This is a genomic window from Streptomyces sp. NRRL F-5630, assembly GCF_000719475.1.
GTDB lineage: Bacteria > Actinomycetota > Actinomycetes > Streptomycetales > Streptomycetaceae > Streptomyces.
On the sequence record NZ_JOGO01000011.1, the window covers coordinates 38,708 to 57,123 of the forward strand.

Below are 18,416 nucleotides of genomic sequence, written 5' to 3' on the forward strand. Positions count from 1 at the left end.
CCGAGTTCAGGGGGAACCCGCACCGTCCAGCCGCGTTCTTCGCGTCCTTCCCGTCCTCTCAACCCCCGCGCACCTCTAGTAAGCGAGCAGGAGAACAGCACGATGCGCATCGGAATTCTCACCGCAGGCGGCGACTGCCCGGGCCTCAACGCAGTGATCCGGTCGGTCGTGCACCGCGCCGTCACGCACCACGGTGACGAGGTGATCGGGTTCGAGGACGGGTACAAGGGTTTGCTCGACCGGCGCTACCGCGAACTCGACCTCGACGGGGTGAGCGGCATCCTCGCCCGCGGCGGCACGGTCCTCGGTTCGGCCCGCCTGGAGCGCGGCCGGCTCGCCGAAGCCTGCGCCAACGCTCCCGAACTCGCCCGCGAACTCGGCATCGACGTCCTCATCCCCATCGGCGGCGAGGGCACCCTGACCGCCGCGCGGATGCTCTCGGAGAGCGGGATGCCGGTCGTCGGCGTGCCGAAGACGATCGACAACGACATCTCCTCGACCGACCGCACCTTCGGCTTCGACACCGCCGTGGGCGTCGCGACGGAGGCCATCGACCGCCTCAAGACCACGGCCGAGTCCCACCAGCGGGTCATGGTCGTCGAGGTCATGGGCCGCCACGCGGGCTGGATCGCGCTGGAGTCGGGCATGGCGGGCGGCGCGCACGGCATCTGCCTGCCCGAGCGGCCCTTCGACCCGGCCGACCTCGTCAAGATGGTCGAGGAACGCTTCGCGCGCGGCAAGAAGTTCGCCGTCATCTGCGTCGCCGAGGGCGCGCACCCGGCGGCCGGGACGATGGACTACGGCAAGGGCGAGATCGACCAGTTCGGCCACGAGCGCTTCCGGGGCATCGGCACGGCCCTCGCCTACGAGCTGGAGTCCCGCCTCGGCAAGGAGGCCCGCCCGGTCATCCTCGGCCACGTCCAGCGCGGCGGCACCCCGACCGCCTACGACCGCGTCCTCGCCACGCGCTTCGGCTGGTACGCCGTCGAGGCCGCCCACCGGGGCGACTTCGGCAACATGACGGCGCTGCGCGGCACGGATGTCGTGATGGTCCCGCTCGCGGAGGCGGTCACGGCGCTGAAGACGGTGCCGGCGGAGCGGATGGAAGAGGCGGAGTCGGTCTTCTAGGCCGCCGGTGTCGCGGGCGGGGCCAAGGGGGCCACGGACGCCTGGCGCCGTGGGGCGGGGCCAAGGGGCCGGGCGCCGCGGGCACGGCCGCGCGTGTCCGCCCTCGGCCCTTCGTGCCGGCCGGTGGCCGCGCGGCCGGGGCCGGAACTAGGGTGGCGCCACCGCGGTTCCCCTGAGGAAGAGGTGATCGGATGCGCGCGTTCCGTGCGGCCGTCGAGGCACGTGACATGGCGGCCGTCGAGGCCCTGCTCGCCGAGGACGTCGTGTTCACCAGTCCGGTCGTCCACAAGCCGTACCACGGCAAGGCGATCACCGGGGCGATCCTGCGCGGGGTGCTCCGCGTCTTCGAGGACTTCCGCTACGTGCGGGAGCTGGAAGAGGCGGACGGCGCCCATCACGCTCTCGTCTTCGCGACGCGGGTGGGCGACCGCGAGCTGACCGGCTGCGACTTCCTGCACGTGAACGAGGACGGCCTGATCGACGAGTTGACCGTCATGGTCCGCCCGCTCTCCGGCGCGCAGGCGCTCGCCGAGGCCATGGGGGCCCAGTTCGAGCGGATCACGCGCGAGGCCGCCTCCGCCTGAGCCCTCAGCTCCGCGCCTCCCAGCGGTAGTGCAACTCCGGCCGCCCCACCTGCCCGTAGCGCGGGGCGCGGGTGGCCAGCCCCGCCGTGACGAGGTGTTCGAGGTAGCGGCGGGCCGTGATGCGGGAGAGACCCGCGAGAGTCGCCGTCGCCTGGGCGGTCAGGCCCTCCTCGCCCGCCGCGCGCAGGGCCTGCGTGACCCGGTCCAGGGTCGGGGCGCTCAGGCCCTTCGGGGGATCGGCGGGGCGCGGGGCGCGCAGCGCGGCGAGGGCGCGGTCCACGTCGTCCTGGCCCGCCGCCTCACCCGCCGCCGCCCTGAACTCCCCGTACCGGCTGAGCCGGTCGCGCAGCGTCGCGAAGGTGAAGGGCTTGAGCACGTACTGCACGACGCCGAGCGAGACCCCTTCGCGCACCACCGCGAGGTCCCGCGCGGAGGTGACCGCGATGACGTCGGCCCGGTGCCCCGCCGAGCGCAGCCCGCGCAGCAACTGGAGCCCGTGCCCGTCGGGGAGGTAGAGGTCGAGGAGCACGAGGTCGATCGGCGTGCGCTCCAGGGCGCGGCGCGCGGCCGCCGCCGAGTGGGCGACCGCAGCGACCGTGAAGCCCGGCACCCGCTCCACGTAGAGGCGGTGCGCGTCGGCGGCGACGGCCTCGTCCTCGACGACGAGGACGCGAACGGGCTCGCTCATCGCGTGCCTCCGGCGGAGAGCGCGAGCGGCAGCCGGACGGTGAACTCGGCGCCCCCGTCCGCGCCGCGGCGTGCCGCCACGGTGCCGCCCGCGCGCCCGGCCGTCTGGCGGACGAGGGCGAGTCCGAGGCCGTGCGCCCCCGGTGCCGCGGCCTTCGTCGACCAGCCGTCGCGGAAGGCGTCCTCCAGGTGCGCGGGGTCGAGCCCAGGACCGTTGTCGGTGACGCGGAGCAGCAACTCGTCCCCCTCCGGGGTGCGTTCGGTGCGGGCGGTGACCGTGACCCGCGCGCCCGGGGTGCCCTGGGCGGCCTCCACCGCGTTGTCGACCAGGTTGCCGAGGATCGTCACGAGGTCGCGCGGCGGCAGGCTCGCGGGGAGCAGCCCGTCGTCGAGCCCGCTGTCCTCGCTCAGGACCAGCTCGACACCGTGCTCGTGCGCGTAGGCCGCCTTGCCCAGCAGCAGCGCGGCGAGCACCGGTTCGCCGACCGCGCCCGTCATGCGGTCCGTGAGCGCCTGCGCCAGTTCCAGTTCGGAGGTCGCGAACTCCACCGCCTCGGCGGGGCGCCCGAGTTCGACGAGCGAGACCACCGTGTGCAGCCGGTTCGCCGCCTCGTGCGCCTGCGCCCGCAACGCCTTGCCGAAGCTCCTCTCCGCGTCCAGCTCGCCCATCAGCGCCCGCAGTTCCGTGTGGTCCCGCAGGGTCACGACCGTCCCCGAGCGCTGCCCCCCGGACACCGGCGAGGTGTTGACGACCAGGACGCGCTCCTCGGTGAGGTGCACCTCGTCCACGCGCGGCTCCGAGGCGAGCAGTGCCCCGGTGAGCCCGCGCGGGAGCCCCAGCTCGGCGACGGGGCGCCCTACGTAGGCGCCGGGCGGCAGACCGAGCAGTTCGCGCGCCCCGTCGTTGAGCAGGGCCACGGCCCGGCGACCGTCGAGCATGAGCAGCCCTTCGCGCACGGCGTGCAGCGCGGCCTCGTGGTAGTCGTGCACGAGGGCGAGTTCGGTCGCGTTCATGCCGTGGGTGTGCCGGCGCAGCCGCCGGTTGATCACGTACGTGCCGGTCCCGCCGAGCAGCAGTGCCGCCGCCGCCATCAGGAGGAGCAGCAGCACCTGGTGGCGCAGGCGTTCGCTGATCGCCGCGACGTCTATCCCCGCGCTCACGAGCCCCGTGACGCGGTCGCCCTCCTTGACCGGTGTCACGACCCGCACCGAGACCCCGAGCGTGCCCCGGTACGTCTCCGAGAACGTCCGCCCGCGCAGCGCCTCGGCGCGATGCCCGAGGAAGCGCTCGCCTATCCGGTCCGGCGTCGGGTGCGTGTAGCGGATGCCGTCGGGGGACATGATCGTCACGAAGGTGAGGTCGGCCTCGCGGCGGACGTTCTCGGCGTAGGGCTGGAGGGTGCCGGTCGGGTCGGGCGCGCTGATCGCCTCGCGCACGGTGGGCGCGGCGGCGATCGCCAGCGCGGCGGCGGTGACCTGGCGCTCGGCGGCGGTACGCGCCTGGCGGCGGTCGCTCACGTACGTGAAGAGGGCGCAGCCCGCGACGACGAGTGCCACGAGGAGCACCTGCATCGCGAAGAGCTGGCCGGCCAGGCTCCGGGGACGGGGGAGACGCATCGGGACAGTGTGCCCAAGAGGGACGCTTCCCGCAGCCTCCGGGGCTGGTCCGCGCGACCTTAATGAACGAAACAATGACGCCGGTCACACTGTGCGGAATAGTCGCCGCAGCCCGGCGTGCGGAGCGAGCCGCAGTCTCCCCGCGCCGCCCAGACGATGACGTCCCCAGGAGGAACCCGTGTCAGCCACCGAGGCAGCAGCCCCCGAGCCCGAGGGACACGGGCCCGCGACCCCGCCGCCCGCCGCGCCGCGCCGGCGTGACAAGAGCCACTATCTCTACCTCGCCGTGATCGGCGCCGTGATCCTCGGGATCATCCTCGGCTTCGCCGCCCCCGGCGTCGCCGTCGAGCTGAAGCCGCTCGGTACCGGCTTCGTGAACCTGATCAAGATGATGATCTCCCCGATCATCTTCTGCACGATCGTGCTCGGCATCGGTTCGGTGCGCAAAGCCGCGAAGGTCGGTGCCGTGGGCGGGCTCGCGCTCGGCTACTTCCTCGTGATGTCGACCGTGGCGCTCGCGATCGGCATCCTCGTCGGCAATCTCCTGGAGCCCGGCCAGGGCCTCCACCTGACCGAGTCGGTGCGGGAGGTGGGCGCCGCGCAGGCCCCGACGGCCCCCGAGTCGACGGTCGACTTCCTCCTCGGCATCATCCCGACGACGCTCGTCTCGGCCTTCACGAGCGAGAAGGTCCTCCAGACGCTCCTGGTCGCCCTCCTCGTCGGCTTCGCGCTCCAGGCCCTGGGCAAGAGCGGCGAGCCGGTCCTGCGCGGCATCGGCCACATCCAGAAGCTCGTCTTCCGCGTCCTGTCCATGATCATGTGGGCGGCCCCGGTCGGTGCCTTCGGCGCGATGGCCGCCGTGGTCGGCGAGACGGGCGTCGACGCGCTCAAGTCGCTCGCGGTCATCATGATCGGCTTCTACGTGACGTGCCTGCTCTTCGTCGTGCTCGTCCTCGGCGCGCTGCTCCGGCTCTTCGCGCGCGTCAACATCCTGCTGCTCCTGAAGTACCTGGCCCGTGAGTTCCTGCTCATCCTGTCCACCTCCTCGTCCGAGTCCGCGCTGCCGCGCCTCATCGCGAAGATGGAGCACCTCGGCGTCTCGCGCCCGGTCGTCGGCATCACCGTCCCGACCGGCTACTCCTTCAACCTCGACGGCACCGCCATCTACCTCACGATGGCCTCGATCTTCGTCGCCGAGGCGATGGACGAGCCGCTCTCCGTCGGCCAGCAGATCTCGCTGCTCGTCTTCATGATCATCGCCTCGAAGGGCGCGGCGGGCGTCACGGGAGCGGGACTCGCGACGCTCGCGGGCGGCCTCCAGTCCCACCGCCCCGAACTCGTCGACGGCGTCGGCCTCATCGTCGGCATCGACCGCTTCATGAGCGAGGCGCGGGCCCTGACGAACTTCGCGGGCAACGCGGTGGCGACGGTGCTCATCGGGACGTGGACGAAGGAGATCGACAAGGAGCGCGTGGACCAGGTCCTCGCCGGGAACCTGCCGTTCGACGAGAAGACACTGGTCGACGAGGCGGAACCGGAGACGGAGATGCCGGAGCCGAGGGAACCCGTCAAGGTCTGACCCCTCCCGGGGCTCCGCTCCTCGTCCTTCCCCCGGCCCGCGGCCGGAGGGGCCGCGTTTCCCGGCCCCTCCGGCCGTCGCGCGTTCTCGGGCGGAGAGGGCGGTGGGTGCTTTCGCCGCCGCAGGGGTGACCATGGGGGTGCACGGTGCCCGCCGCCCGCGAGGAGGACGTACGACGATGACCACGACACCGCTGAGGCTCGCCCTCGGCCAGCTCACCTCGGGGCCCGATCCCGCCGCGAACCTGGACCTCGTCCGCGCGCGCACGCGCGAGGCCGCCGCCGGGGGAGCGCGGCTCGTCGTCTTCCCCGAGGCGACGATGGCGTGCTTCGGCATCCCGCTCGGGCCGGTGGCGCAGCGGCTGGACGGGCCGTGGGCGGAGGGCGTCCGCGCGATCGCCGCCGAGTGCGGGATCGTCGTGGTGGCGGGCATGTTCACCCCGGCCCCGGACGGGCGCGTCACGAACACGCTGCTCGCCACCGGCCCCGGCGTCGAGGCCGCCTACGACAAGATCCACCTCTACGACGCGTTCGGCTTCGCCGAGTCGGCCACGGTCGCGCCGGGTTCCGAGGTCGTCACGCTCGACGTGGACGGCGTCCGTACGGGCCTCGCGACCTGCTACGACGTCCGCTTCCCCGAACTCTTCCGCGCCCACGCGGACGCGGGCGCGGTGCTGAGCGTCCTCCCCGCCTCCTGGGGCGCGGGCCCCGGCAAGCGGGAGCAGTGGGAACTCCTGGTCCGGGCCCGCGCCGTGGACGCGACGCTGTACGTGGCGGCGGTGGACCAGGCGGACCCGGAGGCGAGCGGCCAGCGCCGCTCCGGCAAGGCGCCGACGGGAATCGGGTACAGCCTGGTGGCGGGACCGGACGGCACGGTCCGGGCGACGGCGGGCGCGGAGCCCGGGGTGGTGTTCGCGGAGGTGGACGTGGCGGAGGTGGCGCGCGTGCGGAAGGCCCTCCCCGTGCTGGAGAACCGGCGACTGGGGCGCCCTGCGGAGGCGGAGGGGGCCGGCGGCGGGACGGGGTGAGACACCTGTGCCCTGGGTGAGGCATCCGCACCCGTGGCGGGCACCTGTGCCCGCGACCCGTGGAAGCTCCGCGCGAGCAAGCCTCCCGTCACGCGAAAACGCCCCGGCCACTTGAGGCCGGGGCGTTTCGACGCGTATATTGAGCAATTCCGTGCTGCCCGGATTCAGGCAGACGGAAGCGCATGTACTGGAATGTTAACGGGCAGGGAGCAGTCTTGTCAAACGAGACCGGCACGGCCGGGAACGGTCACGAGGGGCGTCAGGACGAGCGGGGCCGTGCGGAGCTGCGTACCGAACAGGCGTACGTGGATCTCCTGCACGCCTGCCTCGACGCGCTCAGGGACCGGGCCGAGGGCGCCGCCGAGGACGCCCTGCGCCCGGTCGGCAAGGGGCACCAGGCACAACTGGAGCGCTCGATCGCCGCCTTCGAGTACGGCAGGACCCTCGCCGAACTCGACGGCGTCGAGGAAGGGCTCTGCTTCGGGCGGATCGACCAGCGCGACGGCGTCACGCACCACATCGGCCGGATCGGTCTCCGCGCCGACGACAAGGACCGCACCCCGCTCCTCATCGACTGGCGCGCCCCCGTCGCCCGCCCCTTCTACCTCGCCACCGGCCTGCACCCGATGGGCGTCCGCCGCCGCAGGCACCTGACGACCAAGGGCCGCACCGTCACCGCGCTGCACGACGAGACGCTCGACCTCGCCGCGGCCGGTGAGGCCGGGGTCTTCGAGAACCCGAGCGGCGACGCCGTGCTGCTCGGCGCGCTCAACACGGCGCGCACGGGACGCATGGGCGACATCGTGCGCACCATCCAGGCCGAGCAGGACGAGATCATCCGCGCCCCGCACCGCGGCGTCCTCGTCGTCGAGGGCGGCCCCGGCACGGGCAAGACCGCCGTCGCCCTGCACCGCGCCGCGTACCTCCTCTACGCGGACCGCGAGCGGCTGAGCCGCAGCGCGGTCCTGATCGTCGGCCCCGGCGGCGCCTTCCTCAACTACATCGGTGAGGTCCTGCCCTCGCTCGGCGAGACCGGCGTGTGGCTCGCGACACCCGGTGAGCTGTACCCGGGCGTCAGGGCGACGGGCACCGACTCGCCGCGCGCGACCGCCGTGAAGGGCGACGCGCGCATGGCGGACGTGCTCGCGCGGACGCTCGCCGACCGGCAGGCGCTCCCCGATCCCGTCCTGGAGATCGCGCACGAGGACTACGGGACCCTGGCACTCGACCGCGAGACCGCCGCCGAGGCGCGCGAGCGGGCCCGCGCCGCGCTCGTGCCGCACAACCTCGCCCGCCCCCACTTCGCCTTCCGCGTCATCGACGCGCTCACCGCGCAACTCGCCGACCGGCTCGGAGCCGACCCCTTCGGCGGGCCCAACTTCCTCGACCCGGCGGACATCGCCGAACTCGGCAAGGAGATCGCGGCGAGCCCCGCGGTGCAGGCCGCGATCGACACACTCTGGCCCCGGCTCACCCCCGAGAAGTTCCTCGCCGACTTCCTCGCGGAGCCCGACGCGCACCTGGCCGCCGAGGACGCCGACGCGATCCGCCGCGCCCCCGGCACGTGGTCGGGGAGCGTCTTCACGCCCGCGCCGTGGACCCCCGCCGATGTCGCGCTCCTCGACGAGGCCGCCGAACTCCTCGGCGAGGACGACTCGATGCGGCGCGCCGCCGAGGCGCGGCGGCGGCGCGAGGAGGCCGAGTACGCGCAGGGCGTGCTCGACGTCGCCGCCGCCTCGCGCACGTACGAGTTCGAGGACGAGGAGTCGGAGGTGCTCGGCGCCCAGGACATCGTGGACGCCGAGCGGCTCGCCGAGCGGCACGAGGAGCGCGACCGGCGCAGCGCGGCCGAACGGGCCGCGGACGACCGCACATGGGCCTTCGGGCACATCATCGTGGACGAGGCGCAGGAGCTGTCGGCCATGATGTGGCGGCTGCTCATGCGGCGCAGTCCCAACCGTTCGATGACCCTCGTCGGCGACCCCGCGCAGACCGCCGACCCGGCGGGGATGCGCTCCTGGGACAGCCTCCTCGCCCCGTACGTCGGCGACCGCTACGCCTACCGCCGCCTCGACGTCAACTACCGCACTCCGGCCGAGATCATGGACGTCGCCGCCGCCGTGCCGCGCGCCACGGACCCCGGCTTCGCGCCGCCGCGCTCGGTCCGTTCGACGGGCGTACGGCCGTGGGCGCGCGCCTGCGCGGCGGAGGAACTGCCGCGCGCGGTGGGCGAGGCGGCGGGGCGGGCGACCGCGGAGGAGGGGCGCGTGGCGGTGATCGCGCCGCGCGCGCTGCACCACGTGCTGCTCCCGTACCTGCCCGGTGCCTCGGCCGGTGAGAGCCCCGATCTGACCTGCCCCGTCGTTTTGCTGACGCCGCGCCAGTCCAAGGGACTCGAATTCGACGAGGTGCTGGCCGTGGAGCCGCAGCGGTACGAGGAGTCCGACCTGTACGTGGCGCTCACCCGGCCCACGCAGCGGCTCGGCCTCCTGCACAGCGAGCCGCTGCCCGAGCCGCTGGCCATAGTGCTCAAGGAGTGAGACGTGCGGGGTGGTCCCTCGTGGTCCCCGGGACCACCCCGCGCCGGACGGCGCTCAGAGCCCGATCGGGTCGACGAAGGTGCCGGGGCGCGTGGCGCCCGACTGGTCGAGGATCGCGCCGCCGTACTCCCAGGGGAGCGTGACCTGCTTCGTCTCGTCGGGGAGCGTCATGACGACGTCCCGCGGGACGAACGGCTTCGCGTCGGGGTCCGTCGTGGGCAGGACCGTGAACTTGATGCGGGCGGTGTCGTCGCCCGGCTTGAGCGTGAGGGGGTCGGCCCGGACGCTGGAGCGGCGGAGGTCCCAGCGCTCGCCCTTGTCGCTCACGAGCTCGACTCCCGGGAAGCCCTTGAGGGTGCAGGTGCGCTCGCTGTGGTTCGTCAGCCGCACGGTCACGGACTGCTGGTACTTCGACTGCTCCATGTCGGGCTTCCCGCCGTGCGGCGCCCAGAAGTCGAAGTCGATCTCGCTGGTGCGGCAGTGCGCACCGTTCGGCTTCGCCTCCTCGGCCGGGCCGTTGACCCCGTCGGCGTGCTGCCCCTGGCCGCCTTTCGACTCCTGCCCGCCGGGCGCGTCGCTCCGCGTGTCCGGCGTACCGGCGCTGTCGTCCTTCGACGCGTCCTGCGCGGGGGCGCCCGTGCTCCGCGAGGCGGTGGGCGCGGCGCTCGCGGAGTCGTCGCCGGAGTCGCAGGCGGCGACGCCGGCGCCGAGGGCGAGCGTGGCGAGGACGGCGGCGGTGGCGCGGGCGGCGTGGGGGGTGATGATCGGCATGGTGCCTCTTTCCGCAGCGGGTGAGTGCGTACGGAATATCTGATGATCGCCACCCCCCGTGCAGTTCACGGAATACTGTCAGGGGCCTGTAACAGCGGAGAACTGCCTGGTCAGACCCGGCGCAACCAGACCGTCGCGAGCGGCGGCAGGGTCAGTTCCAGGCTCTGGGCGTGCCCGTGGGCGCCGCTCGGGCCGGTCGTCACGCCGCCCTCGGGGGTCGCCGCGACGCCGCCGCCGCCGTAGCGCGCCGCGTCGGTGTTGAGGACTTCCGTCCAGCGGCCCTCCGGGGCGCCGAGGCGGTAGTGCGCGCGGACGACCGGCGAGAAGTTGCACACCGCGAGGAGCGGGGTGCCCTCGTGGTCGTAGCGGAGGTAGGCGAGGACGTTGTCCTCGGCCGCGTCGCCGACGACCCAGGCGAAGCCGCCCGGGTCCGTGTCGCGCTGCCACAGCGGCGGCGTCGCGGTGTAGACGGCGTTCAGGTCGCGCACGAGGTGCTGCACGCCGCGGTGGTCGCCGGACGCCTCGTACGCCGGGTCGAGCAGCCACCAGTCGGGCCCGCGCGCCTCCGACCACTCCGAGCCCTGCGCGAACTCCTGTCCCATGAAGAGCAGTTGCTTGCCCGGGTGGGACCACATGAAGCCCAGGTAGGCGCGGGCGGTCGCGCGGCGCTGCCACCAGTCGCCCGGGATCTTCGAGACGAGCGCCTGCTTGCCGTGCACCACCTCGTCGTGCGAGATCGGCAGCACGTACTTCTCGCTGTACGCGTACACCATCGAGAAGGTCAGCTCGTTGTGGTGGTACTTGCGGTGCACGGGCTCCTTCGCGAGGTATTCGAGCGAGTCGTGCATCCAGCCCATGTTCCACTTCAGGCCGAAGCCGAGGCCGTTGAAGCCCCCGGGGCCGCTCTGGTCGGTCGGCCGCGTGACGCCGTCCCAGGCCGTGGACTCCTCGGCGACCGTGACGACGCCCGGGTTGCGGCGGTAGACGGTCGCGTTCATCTCCTGGAGGAAGCGCACCGCGTCCAGGTCCTCGCGCCCGCCGTACGCGTTCGGCGACCACTGGCCGTACTCGCGCGAGTAGTCCAGGTAGAGCATCGAGGCGACCGCGTCCACGCGCAGCCCGTCGATGTGGAACTCCTCGCACCAGTACGTGGCGTTCGCGACGAGGAAGTTGCGCACCTCGGTGCGGCCGAAGTCGAAGACGAGCGTTCCCCAGTCGGGGTGCGAGGCACGCTGCGGGTCGGCGTGCTCGTACAGCGGGCGGCCGTCGAAGTTCGCGAGCGCCCACTCGTCGCGCGGGAAGTGCGCGGGCACCCAGTCCATGAGGACGCCGATCCCGGCCCGGTGCAGGCTGTCGACGAGGAAGCGGAAGTCGTCCGGGGTGCCGAGCCGCGACGTCGGCGCGTAGAACCCCGTCACCTGGTAGCCCCACGAGCCGCCGAAGGGGTGCTCGGCGACCGGCATCAGCTCGACATGCGTGAACCCGAGGTCCTTCACGTACGCGGGCAGCTCCTCGGCCAGCTCGCGGTAGGTGAGGCCGGGGCGCCACGAGGCGAGGTGCACCTCGTAGACGGAGAACGGCGCCTCGTGCACCGGGCGGTCGCCGCGGTGCGCGAGCCACTCCGCGTCGCCCCACTCGTACGCGGACTCCTCGATCACCGAGGCGGTCGCGGGCGGCACCTCCGTGCGCCGCGCCATCGGGTCCGCCTTGCGCACGTGGTGGCCCTCGGGCGTCGTGATTTCGTACTTGTACAGCTCACCCGCCCCGAGCCCCGGCAGGAACAGCTCCCACACGCCCGTCCCGCCGAGGGAGCGCATGGGGTGCCCGGTCCCGTCCCAGTAGTTGAAGTTCCCGATGACACGCACGCCCTGCGCGTTCGGGGCCCACACGGTGAACCGCGTCCCCGCCACGCCGTCCCGCTCCATGACCCGGGCGCCGAGCGCCCTCCACAGCTCCTCGTGCCGCCCCTCGCCGATGAGGTGCAGGTCCATGTCGCCGAGCGCGGGCAGGAAGCGGTAGGGGTCCTCCAGCGGCGCGCTCTCGCCCTCCTCGTACGTGACGAGCAGCCGGTACGCGGCGCCCGGCCGCGTCCCCGCCGGGAGGAGGCCCGAGAAGAAGCCGTCCCCGTCGGAGCCCAGCGGCACCCGCCGGTCGTCCGCGAGCAGCACGGCCACCGCGCGGGCGTGCGGCTTCAGTACCCGTACGACCGTTGCCTCGCCCTCTGCCGCGGGGTGTGCGCCGAGCACGGCGTGCGGGTCGTGGTGCGTCCCGGCGAGCAGCCGCCCCCGGTCCCAGGCGCTCACCGCGTGCGGCGAGCCGGGCGCGGCCGCGCCGAGCGCCTCCTCGGCGGGTTCGTGCGCGGGCGCGGGGACGGCCGCCTTGTCGGGGAGCGTCGCCGGTCCGGGGGCGGCGGCGTCCTCCTGGGCGGCCGGTCCCTGAGCGGCCGGTCCCTGGGCGGCCGGTCCCCGGGGGGCCGGCTCCTGGAGCGCCGGCTCCTCGGGGACCGGTGCGGCGGGCTTGCGGCGCGGGGCCTTGGCGGCCTTGGCGGGGCGGGACGAGGACGAGGAGCGGGGGGTCACGGGTGAAACCTCCTGGGGCCGGTGCGGGTCGAAGGGAGGGTGGGGGCCCGGGGCGTGCTGCCCCGGCGGGTCACAGCAGCTTGGTGGAACGGCGTCCCGCGCCGGGCTCCCCGCGCGAGCCGCCCCGCACGGGGGACTGGCGGGCGGGGGCGACGTGGGCGGACTCGGGGCGCGCGGGCTCCGGGTCCCGTGCCTCCCGCGCGTCCCTCGCCTCGCGCGCCTGCGCGTCCCCCGCGAGCCGCGCGATCGCCGCGAGCGGGACGGGGAGCCAGTCGGGCCGGTGCCTGGCCTCGTACAGGACCTCGTACACGGCCTTGTCCGTCTCGTACGCGGTGAGCAGGTCCGCGTCCTCGCGCGGGTCGTGGCCCGCGATCTGGGCGTACCCCTCGCAGTAGGCGGCGCGGCAGGCCGTGGCCCACTCGGGCGCCCACGGCTCGTGCGAGCGGGCCGCGTAGTCGAAGGAGCGCAGCATTCCGGCCACGTCGCGCACGGGCGGGAAGGCGAGGCGGCGCTCGGCGAGCGGCCTGGCGGGCTCGCCCTCGAAGTCGATGAGGGACCAGTAGCCGTCCGCCGAGCGCAGGCACTGGCCGAGGTGCAGGTCGCCGTGGACGCGCTGCGCGGTCCACGTCCGGCCCTCGCGGCCGGCCGCGGCGAGGCGCGCGAAGGCGCCGCGCAGCCGCGGTACGTACGGCTGGAGCTCGGGCACCGCTGCCGCCGCCTCCTCCAGGCGGCGCGTCATGTCCTCGGCGAGCGCGGCGAGCTGTCCGGGCCCGAGCGCGGCGGCGGGCAGCGCCGCCGCGAGCGCGGTGTGCACCTCGGCCGTCGCCCGCCCGAGCGCGCGCGCGTCGGCGGTGAAGTCCTCGCCCGCGGCGAGCCGCCGCAGCGCGAGTTCCCAGCCGTCGTCCGAGCCCTCCAGGAAGGGCTGGAGCACCCCGAGCACATACGGCTCGCCCCCCGCGCCGCTCTCCGGCTCCGCCTGCATCCACGCGACGGGCGCGGGCACCCGCGCGCACCCCTGCCGCGCCAGCACGAGCGGCAGCTCCAGGTCCGGATTGGCCCCGGGCACGACCCGCCGGAAGAGTTTGAGGATGAACGCGTCCCCGTACACGAGCGAGGAGTTGGACTGCTCCGAGCCGAGCGGCCTCGGCGTGAGGCCGGTCGGGATCGTGGTCTCGGCGTCGCGCCCGAAGCGCAGGTCGCCGAGCCGGCCCGGCAGGCGCATCCGTTCCAGGAGGAGTTCGGCCGGGCGCGGGTCCTGGAGCGCCTCGTACACGACGAGCCCGGCGAAGGGCCCGGCCTCCGGGCGGCCGATGCGCGCGGGCGCGAGGTGGGGCGGCAGTTCGCCGCGTACGCCGAGCAGGAGCTGATAGCAGTCGCCCGGGCCGCCCGTGTCCTGGTCGGCGCGGACCAGGAGGTGGAGGAGCCCGGGTCCGCCCCCGCGCCCGCCGCGCCAGGGCAGCAGCTCGGTGAGCGAGACGAGGGTGAAGCCGGTGACGGGGCGGCCCTTGCCGGCGAACCAGCGCTGCCGGGGCAGCCAGCCGCGCAGCAGCGGGTCGAGCGAGGCGAGCAGTTCCCCCGGGTCCGGGACGGGGCTGGGGGAAGGGACGAGCGTCCTTGGGGCATCCGACATGGCGGCGGTCGTGTCCTTTCCCCGGGTACACCAGCAGGTTCACGCGCCCCGCGCGAAGCGGTAAGGCCCTGGCGCGCAGGCCCCACGGTGACCGGTGGGGCAGTAGGGAGAGTTCCGTACGGGTGACGGGCCGTTCGGTGGGCGGGCCCGTCGGTGGTGCCGGTATTCCGGGAGGGTGCCCGGGGTGGGACACAGTATGCGGGTCGGGACCCAACGGACGTACGGGTCTGGTACGGGATTTCCCTGGCCGAAACCATACGGGTACGTATGGGGCGCGGCGACCGCAGCGCCGCCGCTCCCCTCGCGTGTCGCGGCCCCCGCGCGGGGCGGGGACCGCGCCCGTTCAGCGCTCGGCCGGGTCCTTGCGCAGCCGGAACCAGTAGAAGCCGTGACCCGCGAGGGTGAGCAGGTACGGCAGTTCACCGATCGCGGGGAAGCGCACGCCACCGATGAGTTCCACCGGATGGCGGCCCGCGTACGCCTGGAGGTCCAGCTCGGTGGGCTGGGCGAAGCGCGAGAAGTTGTGCACGCACAGCACCAGGTCGTCCGAGGTCCCGTCCTCCGAGCGCAGCTCGCGCAGGAAAGCGAGGACCGCCGGGTTCGAGGACGGCAGCTCCGTATACGAACCGAGCCCGAAGGCGGGGTTCTGCTTGCGGATCTCGATCATGCGGCGGGTCCAGTGCAGCAGCGAGGCCGGGGCGGACATGGCCGCCTCGACGTTCGTCACCTGGTAGCCGTAGACCGGGTCCATGATGGTCGGCAGGAAGAGCCGGCCCGGGTCGCAGGAGGAGAACCCGGCGTTGCGGTCGGGCGTCCACTGCATCGGGGTGCGCACCGCGTCGCGGTCGCCGAGCCAGATGTTGTCCCCCATGCCGATCTCGTCCCCGTAGTACAGGATGGGGGAGCCGGGCAGCGAGAGCAGCAGCGCCGTGAACAGCTCGATCTGGTCGCGGTCGTTGTCGAGCAGTGGCGCCAGGCGGCGGCGGATGCCGATGTTGGCGCGCATCCGCGGGTCCTTGGCGTACTCCGCGTACATGTAGTCGCGTTCTTCGTCCGTCACCATTTCGAGGGTCAGCTCGTCGTGGTTGCGCAGGAAGATGCCCCACTGGCACCCGGCCGGGATCGCCGGGGTCTTCGCGAGGATTTCCGAGACGGGGTAGCGCGATTCACGCCGCACCGCCATGAAGATGCGCGGCATGACCGGGAAGTGGAAGGCCATGTGGCACTCGTCGCCACCCTTGGAGAAGTCGCCGAAGTAGTCGACGACGTCCTCGGGCCACTGGTTGGCCTCCGCGAGGATCACGGTGTCCGGGTAGTGCGCGTCCACCTCGGCCCGTACCCGCTTGAGCATCTCGTGCGTCGCGGGCAGGTTCTCGCAGTTGGTGCCCTCCTCGGCGTAGAGGTAGGGGACGGCGTCGAGGCGGAAGCCGTCGATGCCGAGGTCCAGCCAGAAGCGCAGCGCCGCGAGGATCTCCTCCTGCACGGCCGGGTTCTCGTAGTTGAGGTCCGGCTGGTGGGAGAAGAAGCGGTGCCAGTAGTACTGCTTGCGGACCGGGTCGAAGGTCCAGTTGCTCGCCTCGGTGTCGACGAAGATGATCCGCGCGTCGCTGTACGCCTTGTCGTCGTCGGCCCAGACGTAGTAGTCGCCGTAGGGGCCGTCGGGGTCCTTGCGGGACTCCTGGAACCACATGTGCTGGTCGCTCGTGTGGTTCATGACGAAGTCGATGATGACGCGCATACCGCGCTGGTGGGCGGCGTCCACGAACTCGACGAAGTCGGCGAGGTCGCCGAACTCGGGGAGCACGGCGGTGTAGTCGGAGACGTCGTAGCCGCCGTCGCGCAGCGGGGACTGGAAGAACGGCGGGAGCCACAGGCAGTCCACGCCGAGCCATTGCAGGTAGTCCAGCTTGGCGGTGATGCCCTTGAGGTCGCCGACTCCGTCGCCGTTGCTGTCCTGGAAGGACCGGACGAGGACTTCGTAGAAGACGGCGCGTTTGAACCAGTCGGGGTCGCGGTCCTTGCGCGGGGTGTCCTCGAAGGTGTCGGGGACGGGCTCGTTGACGATCATGATGCGGGTGACCCTCCGATCAGCGGGGACGGTCGCAGGGTGAACACGTGCGCGGGCGTGGTGCCCGGCTCCAGGCGCACGTAATTGGCCCTGCCCCAGTGGTAGGTCTCGCCGGTGAGCGCGTCGCGCACCGGGACGGTCTCGTGCCAGTCGAGGCCGAGCGCCGGCATGTCCAACGAGACCGTCGCCTCCTGGGTGTGGTGGGGATCGAGGTTCGCGACCACGAGCACGACGTCGTTGCCCGCGCGTTTGGAGTACGCGATGACCTGATCCTGGTCCACGTGGTGGAAGTGCACGCGGCGCAACTGCTGGAGCGCCGGGTGCAGCCGGCGGAGCCGGTTGAGCTTCGTGATCAGCGGGGCCAGCGAGCGTCCCGCGCGCTCGGCCCCTTCCCAGTCACGTGGCCTGAGCTGGTACTTCTCCGAGTCGAGGTACTCCTCGGAACCGGGCTTCAGTGCCTGGTTCTCGTACAGCTCGAAGCCCGCGTACACCCCCCACGTGGGGGAGAGCGTCGCCGCGAGCACGGCCCGGGTGGCGAAGGCGGGCGGCCCGCCGTCCTGGAGATAGGCGTGCAGGATGTCGGGGGTGTTGACGAAGAAATTGGGCCGCATGACCCATGCCGATTCACCCGCCAGCTCCTGCGCGTACTCCGTCAGCTCCTGTTTCGTGTTACGCCACGTGAAGTAGGTGTACGACTGCTGGAAGCCGACCGCGGCGAGGGTGCGCATCATCGCCGGGCGGGTGAACGCCTCCGCCAGGAAGATGACGTCGGGGTCGCGCCCGTTGATCTCCGCGATCACCTTCTGCCAGAACACGACCGGTTTCGTATGCGGGTTGTCCACCCGGAAGATCCGCACCCCGTGGTCCATCCAGAAGCGGAGGATGCGGCACGTCTCGGCGATAAGCCCCGGCATGTCCTTGTCGAAGGCGATGGGGTAGATGTCCTGGTACTTCTTCGGCGGGTTCTCGGCGTACGCGATCGAGCCGTCCGGGCGGTGGTGGAACCACTCCGGGTGCTCCTTGACCCACGGGTGGTCGGGCGAGCACTGGAGGGCGAAGTCGAGCGCGATCTCCAGGCGCAGCTCACGGGCCCGCGCCACGAAGGCGTCGAAGTCCTCCAGGGTGCCCAGCTCCGGGTGCACCGCGTCGTGCCCGCCGTCCGCCGAGCCGATCGCCCACGGCACGCCCACGTCCTCGGGCGTCGGGTCGAGCGAGTTGTTGCGGCCCTTGCGGTGCGTCGTGCCGATGGGGTGGATCGGCGGCAGGTAGACGACGTCGAAACCCATCGCGGCGACCGCCGGAAGCCGCTCGGCCGCCGTCCTGAACGTCCCCGAGCGGCTCCGCCCGTCCGCGGTGACCCGCGCGCCCTCGGAGCGCGGGAAGAACTCGTACCAGGACCCGAAGAGCGCCCTGCGCCGCTCGACGAGCAGCTTGAGCGGCTTCGAGGAGCTGACCAGTTCGCGCAGCGGGTGCCGGTCCAGGACCTCCACGACCTCCGGCGCGAGCGCCGCCGCGAGCCGCTGCCCCGGGGTGCGGGAGGTGTCGCGCAGCGCGTCGGCCGCCGCGAGCACCACCTCGCGCTTGCCGTCCTGCTTGGGGACCTTGCGCGCGGCGCGCTCGTGGAGCAGCGCGCCCTCCTCCAGGACGAGGGCGGTGTCGATCCCGGCGGGCACCTTGATGCCCGCCGCGTGCCGCCAGGTGGCGAGCGGATCGCTCCAGCCCTCCACCTTGTACGTCCAGAGGCCCTCCACGTCCGGGGTCACCTCGGCGCCCCAGCGGTCGGTGCCGGGGGCGAGTTCTCGCATCGGGAGCCAGGGGCCGGGGCGGCCGTCCGGGGACTTCAGGACCACGTTGGCGGCCACGGCGTCGTGGCCCTCGCGGAAGACGGTGGCACTGATCTCGAAGGTCTCGCCGACGACGGCCTTGGCGGGCCTGCGGCCGCAGTCGACGAGCGGGGACACATCCAGCACGGGGATGCGGCCGATCGGGGTTTTCACGGCATCACCTGGTGACGTAGCGGGTGCGGGGGGTGGGGCGGTACGGCGGGGCCTCGGGGGTGCGTCGCGCGCGGACCGGTCCGGTCGCCCGGGCCGTCCGGCCCGTACGGACCCCGCGGGGTCCGCCCGTGCCTCCGCACCGTCTATCGGCAGCGCGGAGCCGTCCGTTGACCGGGCCTTCACCCGATCTCCTCGCCGGCGTCCCTGAG

At 73.1% G+C, this 18,416-nt stretch carries 12 protein-coding genes; 5 read left to right on the forward strand and 7 right to left on the reverse strand.

Annotated elements, in window-relative coordinates:
* Nucleotides 1-102: 102 nt before the first annotated feature.
* Entirely contained in the window at nt 103-1,128 is a 1,026-nt protein-coding gene (locus IF99_RS0107725) for an ATP-dependent 6-phosphofructokinase (RefSeq protein ID WP_030995602.1), read from the forward strand.
* Nucleotides 1,129-1,319: 191 nt separating this feature from the next.
* Entirely contained in the window at nt 1,320-1,712 is a 393-nt protein-coding gene (locus tag IF99_RS0107730; protein WP_030995603.1) for a nuclear transport factor 2 family protein, read from the forward strand.
* A 4-nt stretch (nt 1,713-1,716) separates the two neighbouring features.
* Here the strand turns inward: IF99_RS0107730 and IF99_RS0107735 are convergent, their stop codons facing one another.
* Nucleotides 1,717-2,400: a response regulator gene (locus IF99_RS0107735; RefSeq protein WP_030995604.1), complete on the reverse strand. Its 684-nt coding sequence runs from the start codon at nt 2,398-2,400 to the stop codon at nt 1,717-1,719.
* A complete protein-coding gene (locus tag IF99_RS0107740; protein ID WP_030995605.1) occupies nt 2,397-4,016 on the reverse strand; it encodes a sensor histidine kinase in 1,620 nt (539 codons plus the stop codon). Before IF99_RS0107740 ends, IF99_RS0107735 begins: the two co-directional genes overlap by 4 nt.
* 178 nt (nt 4,017-4,194) lie before the next feature.
* On the opposite strand from IF99_RS0107740, the gene IF99_RS0107745 reads away from it, so the two are divergent.
* The 3 genes from IF99_RS0107745 to IF99_RS0107755 all read left to right on the forward strand — a co-directional run bounded on the left by IF99_RS0107745 (nt 4,195) and on the right by IF99_RS0107755 (nt 9,162).
* Nucleotides 4,195-5,595, forward strand: coding sequence for a cation:dicarboxylate symporter family transporter (locus IF99_RS0107745; RefSeq protein ID WP_030995606.1), 1,401 nt, complete (start codon nt 4,195-4,197; stop codon nt 5,593-5,595).
* A 193-nt stretch (nt 5,596-5,788) separates the two neighbouring features.
* Nucleotides 5,789-6,622: a carbon-nitrogen hydrolase family protein gene (locus IF99_RS0107750; protein ID WP_199806470.1), complete on the forward strand. Its 834-nt coding sequence runs from the start codon at nt 5,789-5,791 to the stop codon at nt 6,620-6,622.
* Nucleotides 6,623-6,837: 215 nt separating this feature from the next.
* Nucleotides 6,838-9,162: a UvrD-helicase domain-containing protein gene (locus IF99_RS0107755; RefSeq protein ID WP_078655019.1), complete on the forward strand. Its 2,325-nt coding sequence runs from the start codon at nt 6,838-6,840 to the stop codon at nt 9,160-9,162.
* Between the two features lie 54 nt (nt 9,163-9,216).
* Here the strand turns inward: IF99_RS0107755 and IF99_RS34750 are convergent, their stop codons facing one another.
* The 5 genes from IF99_RS34750 to IF99_RS0107780 form a co-directional block, all read right to left on the reverse strand.
* Entirely contained in the window at nt 9,217-9,933 is a 717-nt protein-coding gene (locus IF99_RS34750; protein WP_234340620.1) for a DUF4232 domain-containing protein, read from the reverse strand.
* 110 nt (nt 9,934-10,043) lie between these two features.
* Nucleotides 10,044-12,512: a 1,4-alpha-glucan branching enzyme gene (gene glgB / locus IF99_RS0107765; RefSeq protein ID WP_030995611.1), complete on the reverse strand. Its 2,469-nt coding sequence runs from the start codon at nt 12,510-12,512 to the stop codon at nt 10,044-10,046.
* Nucleotides 12,513-12,582: 70 nt separating this feature from the next.
* A complete protein-coding gene (locus tag IF99_RS0107770) occupies nt 12,583-14,142 on the reverse strand; it encodes a maltokinase N-terminal cap-like domain-containing protein (protein WP_030995612.1) in 1,560 nt (519 codons plus the stop codon).
* A 343-nt stretch (nt 14,143-14,485) separates the two neighbouring features.
* Nucleotides 14,486-16,210 carry a maltose alpha-D-glucosyltransferase gene (gene treS / locus IF99_RS0107775; protein ID WP_030995613.1) on the reverse strand — a complete coding sequence of 575 codons (1,725 nt, stop codon included), beginning with the start codon at nt 16,208-16,210 and terminating at the stop codon, nt 14,486-14,488.
* Nucleotides 16,207-18,207: an alpha-1,4-glucan--maltose-1-phosphate maltosyltransferase gene (locus IF99_RS0107780; protein WP_030995614.1), complete on the reverse strand. Its 2,001-nt coding sequence runs from the start codon at nt 18,205-18,207 to the stop codon at nt 16,207-16,209. The genes treS and IF99_RS0107780 overlap by 4 nt, the downstream gene beginning before the upstream one ends.
* Between the last annotated feature and the right edge of the window lie 209 nt (nt 18,208-18,416).